Genomic DNA, 14,886 nt, shown 5'->3' on the forward strand with positions numbered 1-14,886 from the left:
GTCGAAAACGTGAGGGGGTGTGTGATGGGGATGTCCTTGGGGATGTCCACCGGTGCGTCCGGTGTGGGTTCCGCCCTCGTCACCACGGCCTCCAACGGTTCGCAGAACGTCGAGTTCCGTTACCTGTCCGCCGATCAGGCGCACACCGACCTCGGTGACCTGGTCCGCTCGTCGATCTCGCTGATGACCACCCAGGTCCCTGCCGACCCCACCACTCCCGACGCGTTCGCCGTCGCGTACCGCACGGCGGAACAGGCGCATTCGATCCGCAGCGCCGTCAGCAGGCAGCGGCACCGCGTGCATCTCGTGCCCGAGACCGCCGCAACGCTCACCTACCTGCGGCACACCGGCGAGGTCGCCCAGCACGCCACGGTCGCGATCGTCGACTTCGGCGAGTCCGGACTGTCCGTCGCCGTCGTCGATCAGGTCGACGGCACCGTCCTGCACACCGACCGCACAAGCCGTGTGAGCGGCACCGGAATCGACGACCTCGTCTTCCACCACGTCGTCGGCAGCCTCTCGACCCCGCATCCCCTTCGGCACCTGGACCGCGACCTGCTCTCGGCGCGGTGCCGCGTCGCCAAGGAGCAGTTGTCCTCGGAGCCGAACGCACACGTCGACATCGACCTGCAGGGCATCCGCCCGATCGAGATCAGCCGCACCAGGTTCGACGAGATCGCCGCACCCACTGTCCGGGTCGCGGTGGAGTTCATCCGTGCCACCGTCGCCGACTCCCCACGTCAACCGGACGCCCTGGCCCTCGTCGGTGGTGGCGCGAACATTCCCGCGATCACCGCCGCCGTCACCGACGCGTTCGCTGCACGGGTCGTCGTGATGCCCGAACCCGACACGGCGACCGCGAAAGGTGCGGCGTTGCTCGCCGTCTCCTCCGCCATCCGCGACTACCCGGCCACCGAGTCGAACCGACCCGGTTCGACTGCCAAGGTGTCGGGGGCACTCGTCGGCGCCCTCGTGGTCGGAGGTCTCGTTCTCGGGTACGGCGTCAAGGAACTCGCGCCCGCGCCGGATCCCAATGTCTCCCCCGCGGGGACCGACATGTTCCAGACCACCGAGCAGGTCACGACCACGACAACGGACGAACCTCCCGCCACGCGGATTCCGTCGTACGATCCGACGCCGACGTCGGAGTTCTACCCGAATCAGGTTGCGCCGCCCACGTCCGAACCGCAGACGGACCGGACCTCCGAGCAGACGCCCGATTTGACGAGCGAGACCACGACACCGCGCACCACCACCCCGGTGCCGACGCCCACGGCGCCGCCGCGTCCGACGCTGCCGGGAACGAACCCGTCGCAGCCCTCGTGGCCGCACATCGAGTGGCCCGCGATTCCGCCGCTGTGGCCGCAGGTTCCGGGGGAATCCACGCCGAACGAACCGAGCCCCGTCGCGCCCGCACCCGACGTTCCCGAGGCGGCACCGCCGCCTGCGGAGACGCCCGCCGCTCCCGCGGAACCCAGTACACCCGCGACACCCGAGGGACTCTTCCCGATGGTCCCGGCGCCGGGCACGGTCGCTCCGAATCCCGATGCGTCGCAACCGAGTGGTGCTCAGCCCGGTGCGGCGCTCACTCCCCCGGCCACGCAGACCGTCACGATTCCAGTCAGCTGAACACCTGACTGGTCGCCACCGACAGTCCGGGGTCGCTGGCCACGGTCAGCAGGGACGGCGCGGCGCCGCCGGCGATCAGATGCGCGCCGAGCGAGGCGATCATCACTCCGTTGTCGGTGCACAGGCGCGGTTTCGGTACCCGCAGGGTCAGTCCGGCGTCGGCGCAACGTTCCTCGGCGAGTGCGCGGATGCGGGAGTTGGCCGTGGCACCGCCACCGAGAACCAGTGTGTCCACGCCGACGTCGCGGGCTGCGCGCACCGCTTTCATCGTCAGCACGTCCGCCACGGCCTCCTGGAAGCTCGCGGCGATATCCGGCACCGAGCACACCTCCCCTGCCCGCTCCTTGGACTCCACGTACCGTGCCACAGCCGTTTTCAGCCCGGAGAACGAGAAGTCGTGCCGGGCGTCCCGGGGCCCGGTCATACCGCGCGGGAAGGGAATGGCGTTGCGGTCCCCGTCCTGCGCCGCGGCGTCGAGAGCGGGGCCACCGGGGAATCCGAGGCCGAGGAGGCGGGCCACCTTGTCGAAGGCTTCGCCGGCGGCGTCGTCCACGGTGGTGCCGAGTTCGACGATGGGCTTCGCAAGATCCTCGACGTGCAGGAGGTGGGTGTGACCGCCGGACACGAGCAGCGCCACGCACGGCGGCATCGGTCCGTGTTCGAGCGTGTCGACCGAGACGTGACCGCCGAGGTGGTTCACCGCGTAGAACGGGACGTCCCATGCCGCCGCATAGGCCTTCGCGGCCGCCACACCGACGAGCAGGGCGCCGGCCAGACCGGGTCCGATGGTGACGGCGAGAGCGTCCGGCTTGGCGATCCCGGCGGCGGCGAGGGCCCGCCGCATCGTCGGGACGATCGCCTCGAGGTGCGCACGGGACGCGACCTCCGGCACCACCCCGCCGTACCGTGCATGCTCTTCGACGCTGGATGCGACCTCGTCCGCGAGGAGTTCGCACGTTCCGTCACCGTTCCACCGGACGATGCCGACTCCGGTCTCGTCACAAGAGCTTTCGATCCCCATGACGATCATTGCACCGGCTCCTCACCCGATCCGGGGCGACGCATCGTGAAGGCGTCCGCACCGCTCGGTTGGTAGTACTTCTTACGGGTTCCCACGATCTCGAATCCTTCACGTCGGTAGAGGGCGATCGCCGCGTCGTTGTCGGTGCGCACTTCGAGGAACACCGGGCCACCCCGGGTGTCGGCCACTCGGAGGAGTTCGTCGAGGAGAGCCCCGCCGATCCCCCGCCGCTGACACGCCGGATCCGTTCCGATCGTGTGGATCTCGGATTCAGGATGTGAACCGTCACCCAGCAGGGCGATTCCGGCGTACCCGACGACGTGGCCGGTGTCGTCCCGCGCCACGGTGTAGTGCACGTGCGGGGCGGCCAGTTCCGCCCTGAATGCGCCTGCACTCCAGGGTCCGTCACCGGCGAAGAGGAGTGTCTCGAGCTCCGCGCACCGTTCGGCGTCGGCGGCCGCCATCGGTTCGATGCGGAAAGTCATTTCTTCCGGTCCGCCAATTCGACCGCGTCCGGGCGCCGCAGGTAGAGCGGTACGAGCGCCGCCGGGGCAGCATCACTGAACAGGGCCCCCGCGGCCACCGCGACCAGTCCTGCGGGCGACGGTGTTTCCACGGGCTCGACCGGCAGATCGAAGAAGTCGACGTGTGACGGCGATCCCGCCACCACCTCGGACGGCATCGGCTCGAGTTCGCGCGGCTTCACCACCGCGGGACCTTCCACCCTCACCCCTGCCGAATAGCGCGCCCAGTACACCTCACGCCGCCGTGCATCCGTGACGACGAGCAGATTCCGGTCACCGTCCACCTGTGCGGCGATGGCGTCGAGGCTGCACACGCCGTGGGCCGGAATGCCGAGGGCGTCGGCGAACGCGGCGGCGGTGGCCATCCCCACGCGCAATCCGGTGAACGGCCCGGGTCCGGCGCCGACCACCACCGCGTCGAGGTCCGTGGCGACGTGCCCCGACTCGGTGAGGCATTCCAGGATGTGCGGGGTGAGCACTTCCGCGTGGGCGCGCGGATTGACCGTCACGCGCACCGCGAGGGTGTCCACCGCCTCCACCGATGCGGAATCGGCCGAAACCCGGACGACTCCGGCGGTCACGGCAGGCGTGGACGTGTCGATGGCGAGAACAAGCACGGTAACTGAGGGTACTCGCACGTCAGAACCGCTCCCGACACCCGACCCGTCAGGAAATCCACTCCCAGTGGGCGGTGCGGACGTCCGTCTCCGGCTCGCGGCGCAGGCGTACCCGCAGATGACGATCGGCAAGCTGCTCCGCGATGCCCTCGCCCCATTCGACGACGACAACCGCTGCAGCCAGGTCGGTGTCGAGGTCGAGCGCGTCGAGTTCGTCCAGCGCATGCGGGCCGCTTCCGCCCAGTCGGTACGCGTCCACGTGCACCATCCCGACCGGGGTGCCCCCGTCGGGCCGCGTGCCCGCCCGGTGCTCCCGCGCGATCACGAATGTGGGCGAAGTCACCCGCCCCTGCACGCCGAGCCCGGCTCCGATCCCCTTCGTCAGTGCGGTCTTCCCCGCACCGAGGGGTCCGTCGAGGACCACGAGATCCCCGGCGACGAGGCCCCGGGCGAGATCTCGGCCGAACTGCTCGGTGTCCTCCGCCGTCGGCAACACCACGGTCCCGCTCACGGGCAACACTCCTTCTTCAGCCGACATCGGACTGCTCACGCGACTCGTACGTCTTCAGGCCACGATGCAGCACCCGGTCGACGGCGTCCGACACCACGGACGGGAATTCGAGCTGCACCAGATGGCCGGCACCGCGTACCCGCACCAGTTCGGACTCCGGAAGGTCCGCTGCCAGTTTCCGGGAGCTGCCGAACGGGATGATCATGTCGCTGTCTCCGCACACCACGACGGACGGGGTGCGCTCGATCGCCTCGAGTGACGCGGACTCGTCGTGCAATTCGAGTGTGCGCAGAAAGTTCACGATGGTCACCACCGACGTCCGGTCCAGCATGGAGTCGGAGAACTTGTGCAGCCGCGGACTCACGTCCGTGCCGTACGACGCCGCCCGCAGAATCGGGGTGATCAGCACGCGGGCGGCGCCGCGCGCGTGCTGGACGAGTTCGGGCGAGGTCCGGACGGCCATCCGGAAGCCGTCGATGACCGGGTTCTGCAGGTTCCGCGTCAATCCGGTCTCGCTGAGACCCGCGGCGGCCGTGGCCACCAGGCCCACACCGACCACCCGCGACGCCACCAGTTCGGGCCGCTGCCCGGCGAAGGCCAGGACCGTCATCCCGCCCATCGAATGCCCCACGAGCACAACCGGTCCGGTGGGGGCCTTAGCCTCGATCACGGTCGCGAGATCGGCGCCCAGCTGAGCGATGGTGCAGCTCGCCGTGGACGGCACACCCGAATCGCCGTGCCCGCGTTGGTCGTAGAACACCATCCGCACGTCGTCGCCCCACCGCTCGGCGAGCTGGCGGCGCTGGAAATGCCACGACGTCATGTCCAGGCAATAGCCGTGCACGAACACCGCCGTCACCGGCGCGTCCTCGGGGCCGACCTCGCGGACCGCGAGCGCGACGCCGTCCTCGGTGACCACGACGCTGCGCCGGTCCCGCGACATCAGCGTGAAGTCCTCGTCACCGTAGATCTCGCGGCCCGGCCGGGTCGCGGTGCGCAGCGCGTTGACGCCGGCGACCGAACCGAGGGCCAACGCGCTCAGCAGGCCGCCGACGAGCCCCAACCGCTTCGACAACCCCATGATCTAGGTGCCCGTCCCGCCGACGTAACTGCGCACCGTGCGTCCGCGTACCCCTGTCACCACCTCGTAGTGAATGGTGTCGAGTTCATCGGCCCACGCTTGTGCGTTGGGTTCGCCGAGGTCTCCGTTGCCGAAGAACACGGCGGTGTCCCCCTCCCGGACTCCGCCGCCGTCCGGTCCGAGATCGACGACCACCTGGTCCATGCAGACGCGTCCGATACCCGGCCGTCGCTGCGCGCCCAGCTGGACCTCGAATCGGCCGCTGAGCGAGCGCGGCAGCCCGTCGGCGTACCCGAACGGCAGCAGCGCCACCGTCGTATCCCGTGGGGCCACCCACTGGTGCCCGTAGGACACGCCTTCACCTGCCGCTACCTTCTTCACCAGAGCCACCCTCGATCGCAGTGTCATCGCCGGGCGCAACCCGAACTGACCGAGTTCGGGTACGGGCGACAACCCATATATCGCGATTCCCGGGCGAACCATGTCAAACCGCAGGTCGGGACGGGTCAGGGTGGCCGCGGAATTGGACAGGTGCACCACTTCGGGGACCAGTCCCTGACGCTTGGCATCCGCGATCGCGCTGATCAGCCGATCGCGCTGGGAATCGATCCAGGCGTGGTGCGGCTCGTCGGCGTGGGCCAGATGCGAGAAGATGCCGCGCAGCCGCACCGAGCCCTCGGCCTGTGCGCGCGCCAGATCGACGAGGACCTGCGCCAGTTCGTCCGGCGCCACCCCGTTGCGGTTCAGTCCGGTGTCGACCTTGATCGTGACGATCGCCGTGGTGCCGACGCTCCGGGCGGCAGCGACCACCGCGGCGAGGTGACGGGGCGAGGAGACACCGAGTTCGACTCCGGCCGCGATCGCGGGGGCGAAATCGGCGTCGACGGTGTGCAGCCAGGCGAGGACGGGTGCGTCGATGCCCGCGCGGCGCAGAGTCAGCGCCTCCGACACCGTCGTCACGCCCAGTTCCGACGCTCCGGCGGCCAGCGCGGCGCGTGCCACGGGTACGGCGCCGTGGTTGTAGCCGTCCGCCTTCACGACGGCCATCATCGCCGCGTCCCGGGCGCTGTCGCGCAGGATGCGGACGTTGTGTGCGATCGCGTCCAGATCGACGACGGCCTCGGCCTGCGGTGCCGGCGCCTGCGTGGGCGCTGCGGGTTCGCTGTGTCCGTGGTCGTCGGCCGGTACTGCTTCAGCAAGCGTCATATGTTCGATCCTGCCATTCACGATGAGGCCGGCATTTCTTCGGGTGACACCCCCGCACGAAGAACTCTGATCGACTCCCTGAGGTGCGCGAGCAGCGTCCCGGCGGAGATCGGTGCTGTTCCGCGACCTGCGGAGAGGTCCGCGCCACCGCCTCGGGCGGCCAGGTTCGCGGCCAGCGAGTGCGCTCGCGCACCCACCGCCGCGGCCCGGGCCGGGCCGATACCCGCAGCCATGAGTGAGCCGATGATCCCGGCGAGTACGTCCCCCGCCCCCGCGGTGGCGGACCAGGACCCGCCCGCCTCGTTGACGAAGATCCGGCCACCGGGTTCCGCGATCACCGTAGCCCGCCCCTTGAGCAGCAGGTGAACGTTCCAGTCGGCCGCGAGAGCGCGTACCGACGCCACCCGGTCCGGACCCGGATCCGTCCCCGTCAGCCGGGCGAACTCCCCGGCGTGCGGGGTCAGCAGTGTCGCTGCGGTCCGCGACCGCACCAGATCCGGGTCCTCGGCGAGCAGGGTCAGACCGTCCGCGTCGACCAGCACGGGCACGTCGGAGTCGAGCACCGTCCGCAACGTGCGACGGGCGGCGTCGTCGGTTCCCATGCCCGGCCCGACCACCCACGACTGGACACGTCCCGCCTTCCCGAGATCGGCGGTCGCGATCACCTCCGGCGCGTGCGCGAGCACCTCGTGCGTGCACGGCCCGGCGTAGCGAACGAGCCCCGACGTGGCCGTGACCGCGGCGCCCGTGCACAGCACACCGGCACCCGGGTAGCCGTCGCTGCCAGCGACAACCCCCACCACGCCCTGCGAGTACTTGTCGTCGTCCGCCCCCGGCACCGGCCACGCAGCACCGACGTCGGCGGCGTCGAGGGCGGTGATCCCGGCATCGCCGAGCGACAGGCCGATGTCCACGAGCTCGACTCGGCCGCAGTACGCGGCGCCGAGCACATGGACCGGTTTGAGGGCACCGAATGCGACGGTGACGGCGGCGCGCACGGCGGGCCCGTCGACCGCACCCGTGTCCGGGTCCACACCGCTCGGCAGGTCGGCCGACACGATCGGAGCCTCGATCCGGTCGACCAGCGCGGCAGCATCGGGTCGCAGCGGCCCCCTGCCGGAGATTCCGACGATCCCGTCGACCACCAGATCGGACAGGCCCAGCTCCTCGGACGGGGCGGCCACCCGGCCGCCTGCCGCGGTGAACGCGGCCAGCCCCGCCTCGTGCGCCTTCTCCGGTTTCAGCAGGACCGCGGTGGCCGCGACGCCACGCCCCCGCAGCATCGACGCCGCCCACAACGCGTCCCCGCCGTTGTCCCCGGACCCCACCAGCACCGTGATCGTTCGACCCGCGACGCCCCCGGTCCGCGCTCGCAGCTCCGCCGCCACCACCGTGGCGAGCCCATGCGCTGCGCGTCGCATCAGCGCGCCGTCGGGAAGAGACGCCAGCAACGGCGCCTCTGCAGCTCGAACCTCGTCAGCGGTGTAGTAGCCCCGCATGGGAACTCCTCGTCGAGAAGGGTCGGTACCGGGTCAGACTACGCTCGACGTCATGCGTGGACGTGGAAGCTCGTGGATCGCCGGAGTGGCTCTCGCCGCAAGCATTTCGATGGCGGGCGTCGTGTCCGGGTGCAGTTCGCCGGACACCGCGGCGCCCGAGGCCCCGACCGGACCCGTCGTGCAGGTCGCGAACATGGCGTACGCGCCCGCAACGCTCACCGTGAAGGCAGGAGATACCGTCACCTGGAATTTCGACGACCGGGGTGTCACCCACGACGTGGTGGGTGTCGGCGCCGCGAAAAGTGTGCTGCGGAGCCGGTTGATGCAGACCGGCACGTTCACGTACACGTTCACCGAACCGGGGACCTACGAGTACACGTGTTCGCTGCACCCCGAGATGACGGGCACCGTCGTCGTCACCCCGTAGGGGCGCAGCCGGCCCGGCCACGCCCCTACGGTGGTTGTTATTCGACGGTGACGGACTTCGCGAGGTTGCGCGGCTTGTCGACGTCGTAGCCGCGCGTCTGCGCGACCTCCGCCGCGAACACCTGCAACGGCACCGTCGACAGCAGCGGCTGCAGCAGCGTCGGGGCCGCCGGGATCTCGATCAGGTGATCGGCGAACGGGCGCACGGCCTCGTCGCCCTCCTCCGCGATCACAACGGTCCGCGCACCGCGGGCCTGGATCTCCCGAATGTTGCTCAGCAGCTTCGAGTGCAGCACCGCGCGCCCCTTCGGCGACGGCATCACGATGATCACCGGCAACCCGTCCTCGATCAACGCGATCGGCCCGTGCTTGAGCTCGCCGGCCGCGAAGCCCTCGGCGTGCATGTACGCCAGCTCCTTGAGCTTGAGCGCACCCTCGAGCGCCACGGGGTACCCCACGTGGCGGCCCAGGAACAGCACCGTCGACGACGACGCCAGCTCCCGAGCCAGCGCCCGCACCGGCTCGACCGTCTGGAGTACCCGGCTCACCAGGTCGGGCATGGCCTCCAGGTCGGCGTACTCGCGTGCGACCTCGTCCGGGTACTTGGTGCCGCGGGCCTGGGCGAGGGCCAGGCCGACCAGGTAGTTCGCCGTGACCTGCGCGAGGAACGCCTTGGTCGACGCGACACCGATCTCCGGACCTGCCCGGGTGTAGAGGACGGCGTCGGCCTCGCGGGGAATCTGGGCGCCGTTCGTGTTGCACACTGCCAGCACCCGCGCCTTCTGGTCCTTGGCGTGGCGCACGGCCTCGAGAGTGTCGGCTGTCTCACCGGACTGCGAGATGGCCACGACCAGCGTCGACCGGTCCAGGACCGGGTCGCGGTAGCGGAACTCGCTGGCGAGCTCGACCTCGACGGGAAGCCGGGTCCAGTGCTCGATGGCGTACTTCGCGAGCAGCCCCGAGTGGTAGGCGCTGCCGCAGGCGACGACGAAGACCTTGTCGACGTCGCGCAGCTCCTGATCCGACAGTCGCTGCTCGTCGAGAACGATCTTCCCGTCCGCGAAATGCCCCAGGAGGGTGTCCGCGACCGCGGCCGGCTGCTCTTCGATCTCCTTGAGCATGAAGTAGTCGTGGCCGCCCTTCTCGGCGGCGGCGAGGTCCCAGTCGATGCGGAACGGGCGGCCCTGCGCCTCGGATCCGTCGAAGTTCAGAATCGAATACCCGTCCGCGGTGATCACCACGACCTGGTCCTGCCCCAGCTCGACCGCGTCACGGGTGTGCTCGATGAACGCCGCGACATCGGACCCGAGGAACGTCTCTCCCTCGCCGACACCGATGACGAGGGGCGTCGAGCGACGCGCCGCGACGATGGTGTCCGGGTGGTCCGAATGCGTGAAGACGAGCGTGAACGCGCCCTCGAGCCTGCGCAGCACGCTCAGCGCGCTCGCGACGAAGTCACCGGCCGTCTCGCCCGAGGCGTAGGCCCGCGCGACGAGGTGCACCGCGACCTCGGTGTCGGTGTCGCTGACGAAGTCGATTCCGTCGTGTTCGAGTTCGGCCCGCAAGGGGGCGAAGTTCTCGATGATGCCGTTGTGCACGACGGCAACCGTGTTACCCGCATCACGGTGCGGGTGCGCGTTGCGGTCGGTCGGCCTGCCGTGCGTGGCCCACCGCGTGTGACCGATCCCGGTGCTCCCGGTGAAGTGCTCGGCCCCGACCTCGTCGAGTTCGGCCTCCAGATTCGCGAGACGACCCGCCTTCCGCTCGACCGCCATGCCGCCGTGGCCGTCGAGCACGGCGATACCGGCGGAGTCGTATCCGCGGTATTCCATTCGCCGCAAGGCCTCCACCACAACAGTCAGAGCCTGCCGGTGGCCGACGTATCCCACGATTCCGCACATGGTTCATCAGGGTACTTGGACCGGGCGACGCGACGAAGTCGGAGTATGGGCCCCATCGGCTCTATCGCCGGCCCGCGAATCGGATAACGTTCTCCCCGTGGCGCCGAAACCGAAGACACTGGCCCGTGAACTGTCCAAGCGAGGACCGCACCGCGTGCTGCGGGGTGACCTCGCACTCGCCGGACAGCCGGGCGTCGTATACACGCCCGAATCAGGCTTCAACCTGCCCGCCGTCGCGTTCGCGCACAGCTGGATGGCAGGTGCCGACCACTATCGGAAGACGCTCGAGCATCTGGCGTCGTGGGGAATCGTCGTGGCCGCCCCCAACAGCGAGCGGGGTCCCGTGCCCTCTCACCTGGGCCTCGCCACCGACCTGCGGGCCACCCTCGACATCTGTGTGGGTGTGCGTCTCGGTCCCGGCCAGATCAGCGTGCGGCCCGACCGCGTCGCGTTCGCAGGACACGGGATGGGTGCGGGTGTGGCAGTGCTCGCTGCCGCGCAACGGGACGTATCGGCGGTCGCCGCCCTGTTCCCGGCACCGACCGCACCTAAGGCCGAGAGATATGCGTCCAAGATCACAGCGCCGGGGCTCGTCGTCGCCGGTGCCGACATCGACACCATGAACAGCAACGCCAAGGCGCTGGCCGAGGCGTGGGGCGGAGAACACGTCCTGCGCGCCGTCAACGGCGCCAAGGAGTCCGGGCTCACCGAGGGACGCCGCCTCCTGGGTGCACTCGGCATCGGCGGTTCCGAGCGGAAGACCCAGCAGATCACGCGCGCGCTGCTCACCGGCTTCCTGCTCTATCACCTCACCGAGGACAAGAAGTACGAGGTGTTCGCGAAGGCGGACGCCGAACTTCCCCACACCACGCTCGTCGATCCGCACGAGGAGCACACCGACGCCGGCTTCGAGGGTGTGCTCCCGCACATTTGAGTTCTCCGGTCACACCAGCCAGCTGCGCGGACGATAGAACTCGTCGTCGTCGAGTGTTTCCGGTGGCGCAGCAGCGGGTGATGCCGCTGCAGGCTCGGTCCGGCTACGGCCGGACCGGTTCGCCGCGGCTTCCTCGTCTCGGGCTCTGCGCTCGTCGATCCGTTCCCGGAACATGTCGAGGTCGGCCCGCATCTGTGCCCGTTGCGCGCGCAACTCTGCGGCTCGGTGGCTCACAGTGGCCCCGCCTCGGCCAACTCGGCGCCGCTGTCGAATCCGCCCACGGGACCTGTGGCCAATTCGGGCGCGGACCGCGATTCCTGTAGCGGCGGGGGCGCGACGGGAGCCGGCTCCTGCTGCACTGACACCGCCTGTGGTTGCGGGTCGGCCGTGGCGTCTCCGGCCGATGCAAGGGCCGGTGTGTTCTCGTGGTCCGGCACGGCGTCCGCGGCCGGTCGGCCGGGCGTCGGCTGTTCCTCGGATGTCGCGTCCGGGGCGGCCTCGGTATCACCGCTGACCTGTGATTCCGGGGTCGGCGAGGCGGGCGCGCAGTCGGCATCTGCGGAGTCTCCTTCGCCCGCAGCGGTTCCCGCTGTGATCTGCGGCAGACCATTCGGGCCGATCTCGACTCCGAACCTGGCTGTCCCGCCCTGTCCGTCGTTCAGCTCGAGATGAATTCCCTGGCCGTCGGCATCCATGGCGAGGGTCCACGACTGTCCGTCGAGGTTCAGTTCGAGGCTCTTGTCGTGTGACGTGCCGTCGGCCGACTCGCCGTCGTCCTCCCGCGGATCACCGAGTTCTTCGCCGAGATCCTCAGTGTTCCGCTCCTCGTCCCTGCCGGTGCGGGCCGAGACGGTGTCCTCGATCAACGGGCAAAGGATCGAACCGAGATCCGCCAGACCTTGACGCACCAATCACCCGGGCCGGGCATGGGCCCGGGGCAGTAGTCATCGGAGGCGCCGCAGCAGTCATCGGTGCGGTTGTCCACTCACACGGAGGCGACGGTGCCCGCCAGTTCGTCGGCGAGTTTACGGGCTACTTCGATGTCCGACGCCTCGACCATCACACGGACGAGTTGTTCGGTTCCCGACGGCCGCAGCAGCACCCGGCCGTTGTCGCCCAGGCTGCGCTCGGCGGCCACGACCGCGTCCAGCACCACCGGGGACGCGGCGACGGCGCGCTTGTCGGCGACCCTCACGTTCACCAGAACCTGCGGGAGCGTCGTCATCGCCGACGCCAGATCTGCGATCGCCTGTCCGGTCTCCGCCATCCGGCCCATCAGCCGCAGTCCTGTCAACACTCCGTCGCCGGTGGTGCCGAAGGCGGGGAACACGACGTGTCCGGACTGTTCGCCGCCCAGGCTGAAGCCACCGGACCGGAGTCCTTCGAGGACGTAGCGATCACCGACGGCAGTGGTGACCAGCGTGATCCCGGCCTCCCGCATCGCGATGTGCAGACCGAGATTACTCATGACCGTCGCGACGAGGGTGTTGTCCACCAGTTCGCCTGCGTCGCGCATACCGAGGGCGAGCACGGTCATGATGGCGTCGCCGTCGATGAGGGAACCGGCGGCGTCGACGGCAAGGCACCGATCCGCATCCCCGTCGTGCGCCAGCCCCAGATCGGCGCCGTGCTCGACGACCGCCTTCTGCAGGCTTTCGAGGTGAGTCGACCCGCAGTTCTCGTTGATATTGAGTCCGTCGGGTTCGGCGTTGATCGCGACGACGGTGGCGCCGGCGGCCCGATAGGCGGCGGGAGCGACGCCCGATGCCGCGCCGTGCGCGCAGTCCACCACCACGGTCAGCCCGTCGAGGCTGTTCGGGAGTGCGGTGGCCAGGTGCTGCAGATACCGTTCCGCGGCATCCGGCACCGTGCGGACACGTCCGATCCCCGCACCGGTCGGCGCCCGCCGTGTCGTGGTCCCGGCGGCGACGGCCTCGATCCGGTCTTCCACCTCGTCGTCGAGTTTGTGTCCACCGGCCGCGAAGATCTTGATGCCGTTGTCGGGCATGGGATTGTGCGAGGCGGAGATCATGACACCGAGAGCTGCGTCCAGCGCCGCGGTCAGGTAGGCCACCGCGGGTGTCGGCAGCACCCCGACGTTCCGAACGTCGACACCGGCCGACGTCAGGCCCGCGACGACCGCCGCCTCGAGCATTTCACCGCTGGCTCTCGGGTCGCGACCGACCACAGCCGTCTTGCGTCCCCCCGAACCCGGCGACGCCAGCACCGTCGCGGCGGCGGAGGCCACCTGCAACGCCAACTCGGCGGTCAGCTCGGTATTCGCGAGACCACGAACCCCATCCGTCCCGAACAATCGACCCATAGACCAGACTCCTCGCACCTAGGAAACCCACTACATCTCGGATAAAGCACGAGAGCAGGCGTCCGGTAACGATGGACGCCTGCTCTCGGGAAGAACAGGTGCCGAAGCCGACCCCGGAGGGCGGCTTCGGCGACACATCAGCGCTTCGAGTACTGAGATGCCTTGCGGGCCTTCTTCAGGCCGTACTTCTTGCGCTCGACGGCGCGGGCGTCACGCGTGAGGAAGCCGGCGCTCTTGAGAGCCGGGCGGTCCTCGGGGGTGACCTCGATGAGCGCGCGGGCGATGGCGAGACGCAGTGCGCCGGCCTGTCCGGACGGTCCACCACCGTGCAGCAGCGCCACGATGTCGAAGGACTCGGCACGCTCGACCGTCACCAGTGGAGCCTTGATCAGCTGCTGGTGCACCTTGTTCGGGAAGTAGTCCTCGATGGTGCGGCCGTTGAGCTTGAAGTCGCCCGAACCGGGGGTCAGACGGACGCGGACAACCGCTTCCTTACGACGACCGACGGTCTGGATGGGGCGATCGATCACGATCGGGGCCTGCGGTGCAGCAGCGGCCTCGATGTCCTCGGCGACCTCGGGCTCCTCGACGGACACGTACTCGTCCGCCGCGACCTCGACAGCCTCGGTGATCTCTTCGGGGTTGGACACGTTCTGCTCCTCCGGCGCCGTCACTGGGCCACCTGCTTGATCTCGAATGGCACCGGCTGCTGCGCGGCGTGGGGGTGGTTCGGGCCCGCGTAGACCTTCAGCTTGCTGCTGATGGCGCGACCCAGCTTGTTCTTGGGGAGCATGCCGACGATGGCCTTCTCCACGAGGCGGTCGGGGTTCTTGTCGAGAACCTCACCGACGGAGCGGGACTTCAGACCACCGGGGTGTCCGGAGTGGTGGTAGAGGAACTTGCCCTCACGCTTGTTGCCGCTGATGGCAACCTTCTCGGCGTTGATGATGACGACGAAGTCGCCGCCGTCAACGTGCGGTGCAAAGGTGGGCTTGTGCTTGCCGCGCAGCAAGTTGGCTGCCTGGACGGCAAGGCGGCCGAGCACCACGTCAGTGGCGTCGATGACGTGCCACGTGCGGGTCACATCTCCGGCCTTCGGGGTGTACGTAGACACAGAACTTCCTCGTCTTGTTCAATCCGCTGCTGGCCATTGCGTATCGTCGAGCGATTCCCGGCGGCCAGTTGAGACCCGAGAACCGCCAGCCACTGCGACA

At 69.4% G+C, this 14,886-nt stretch carries 16 protein-coding genes; 3 read left to right on the forward strand and 13 right to left on the reverse strand.

Features of this window, described 5'->3' with window-relative positions; all coding sequences use genetic code 11:
- Positions 1 to 24 precede the first annotated feature (24 nt).
- Positions 25 to 1,629: an Hsp70 family protein gene (locus JVH1_RS05395; protein WP_043782092.1), complete on the forward strand. Its 1,605-nt coding sequence runs from the start codon at positions 25 to 27 to the stop codon at positions 1,627 to 1,629.
- Here JVH1_RS05395 and tsaD read toward each other — a convergent pair.
- From tsaD to JVH1_RS05430, 7 genes are read right to left on the reverse strand one after another with little or no spacing between them, the layout of a single operon-like run.
- Complete coding sequence (tsaD, locus tag JVH1_RS05400) at positions 1,622 to 2,659, reverse strand: tRNA (adenosine(37)-N6)-threonylcarbamoyltransferase complex transferase subunit TsaD (protein ID WP_009479398.1); 1,038 nt, start codon at positions 2,657 to 2,659, stop codon at positions 1,622 to 1,624. The two genes, JVH1_RS05395 and tsaD, sit on opposite strands and share 8 nt — an antisense overlap.
- A complete protein-coding gene (gene rimI, locus JVH1_RS05405) occupies positions 2,656 to 3,135 on the reverse strand; it encodes a ribosomal protein S18-alanine N-acetyltransferase (protein WP_009479397.1) in 480 nt (159 codons plus the stop codon). Before rimI ends, tsaD begins: the two co-directional genes overlap by 4 nt.
- Entirely contained in the window at positions 3,132 to 3,791 is a 660-nt protein-coding gene (tsaB, locus tag JVH1_RS05410; RefSeq protein WP_009479396.1) for a tRNA (adenosine(37)-N6)-threonylcarbamoyltransferase complex dimerization subunit type 1 TsaB, read from the reverse strand. The genes rimI and tsaB overlap by 4 nt, the downstream gene beginning before the upstream one ends.
- Before the next feature lie 49 nt (positions 3,792 to 3,840).
- Positions 3,841 to 4,329, reverse strand: coding sequence for a tRNA (adenosine(37)-N6)-threonylcarbamoyltransferase complex ATPase subunit type 1 TsaE (tsaE, locus tag JVH1_RS05415; RefSeq protein ID WP_011598171.1), 489 nt, complete (start codon positions 4,327 to 4,329; stop codon positions 3,841 to 3,843).
- Positions 4,319 to 5,383: an alpha/beta fold hydrolase gene (locus JVH1_RS05420; RefSeq protein WP_009479394.1), complete on the reverse strand. Its 1,065-nt coding sequence runs from the start codon at positions 5,381 to 5,383 to the stop codon at positions 4,319 to 4,321. Before JVH1_RS05420 ends, tsaE begins: the two co-directional genes overlap by 11 nt.
- A gap of 3 nt (positions 5,384 to 5,386) precedes the next feature.
- The gene (gene alr / locus JVH1_RS05425; RefSeq protein WP_009479393.1) at positions 5,387 to 6,589 is read right to left on the reverse strand and encodes an alanine racemase; all 1,203 of its coding nucleotides are present in this window, start codon (positions 6,587 to 6,589) and stop codon (positions 5,387 to 5,389) included.
- 17 nt (positions 6,590 to 6,606) lie between these two features.
- Positions 6,607 to 8,088 (reverse strand): bifunctional ADP-dependent NAD(P)H-hydrate dehydratase/NAD(P)H-hydrate epimerase, encoded by a 1,482-nt coding sequence (locus JVH1_RS05430; RefSeq protein WP_009479392.1) that lies wholly within the window; start codon positions 8,086 to 8,088, stop codon positions 6,607 to 6,609.
- A gap of 52 nt (positions 8,089 to 8,140) precedes the next feature.
- Between JVH1_RS05430 and JVH1_RS05435 the strand changes: the two genes are divergently transcribed.
- Positions 8,141 to 8,515 (forward strand): cupredoxin domain-containing protein, encoded by a 375-nt coding sequence (locus JVH1_RS05435; RefSeq protein WP_063711559.1) that lies wholly within the window; start codon positions 8,141 to 8,143, stop codon positions 8,513 to 8,515.
- Positions 8,516 to 8,552: 37 nt separating this feature from the next.
- Here the strand turns inward: JVH1_RS05435 and glmS are convergent, their stop codons facing one another.
- The gene (gene glmS / locus JVH1_RS05440) at positions 8,553 to 10,415 is read right to left on the reverse strand and encodes a glutamine--fructose-6-phosphate transaminase (isomerizing) (RefSeq protein ID WP_011598168.1); all 1,863 of its coding nucleotides are present in this window, start codon (positions 10,413 to 10,415) and stop codon (positions 8,553 to 8,555) included.
- Between the two features lie 97 nt (positions 10,416 to 10,512).
- On the opposite strand from glmS, the gene JVH1_RS05445 reads away from it, so the two are divergent.
- Complete coding sequence (locus tag JVH1_RS05445) at positions 10,513 to 11,349, forward strand: dienelactone hydrolase family protein (protein ID WP_009479388.1); 837 nt, start codon at positions 10,513 to 10,515, stop codon at positions 11,347 to 11,349.
- A 9-nt stretch (positions 11,350 to 11,358) separates the two neighbouring features.
- Here JVH1_RS05445 and JVH1_RS05450 read toward each other — a convergent pair whose 3' ends face one another.
- The 5 genes from JVH1_RS05450 to rplM form a co-directional block, all read right to left on the reverse strand.
- A complete protein-coding gene (locus tag JVH1_RS05450; protein ID WP_009479387.1) occupies positions 11,359 to 11,583 on the reverse strand; it encodes a hypothetical protein in 225 nt (74 codons plus the stop codon).
- Complete coding sequence (locus JVH1_RS05455; protein ID WP_237735294.1) at positions 11,580 to 12,215, reverse strand: hypothetical protein; 636 nt, start codon at positions 12,213 to 12,215, stop codon at positions 11,580 to 11,582. The genes JVH1_RS05450 and JVH1_RS05455 overlap by 4 nt, the downstream gene beginning before the upstream one ends.
- Before the next feature lie 119 nt (positions 12,216 to 12,334).
- Positions 12,335 to 13,672 (reverse strand): phosphoglucosamine mutase, encoded by a 1,338-nt coding sequence (gene glmM, locus JVH1_RS05460; RefSeq protein ID WP_009479385.1) that lies wholly within the window; start codon positions 13,670 to 13,672, stop codon positions 12,335 to 12,337.
- A 137-nt stretch (positions 13,673 to 13,809) separates the two neighbouring features.
- Positions 13,810 to 14,346: a 30S ribosomal protein S9 gene (rpsI, locus tag JVH1_RS05465; protein WP_005239729.1), complete on the reverse strand. Its 537-nt coding sequence runs from the start codon at positions 14,344 to 14,346 to the stop codon at positions 13,810 to 13,812.
- On the reverse strand, positions 14,343 to 14,786 hold the full coding sequence (gene rplM / locus JVH1_RS05470) for a 50S ribosomal protein L13 (RefSeq protein WP_005239728.1): 444 nt from the start codon (positions 14,784 to 14,786) through the stop codon (positions 14,343 to 14,345). Before rplM ends, rpsI begins: the two co-directional genes overlap by 4 nt.
- Between the last annotated feature and the right edge of the window lie 100 nt (positions 14,787 to 14,886).

It is taken from the genome of Rhodococcus sp. JVH1, assembly GCF_000280725.2.
In the GTDB taxonomy this organism is placed as follows: domain Bacteria; phylum Actinomycetota; class Actinomycetes; order Mycobacteriales; family Mycobacteriaceae; genus Rhodococcus_F; species Rhodococcus_F jostii_A.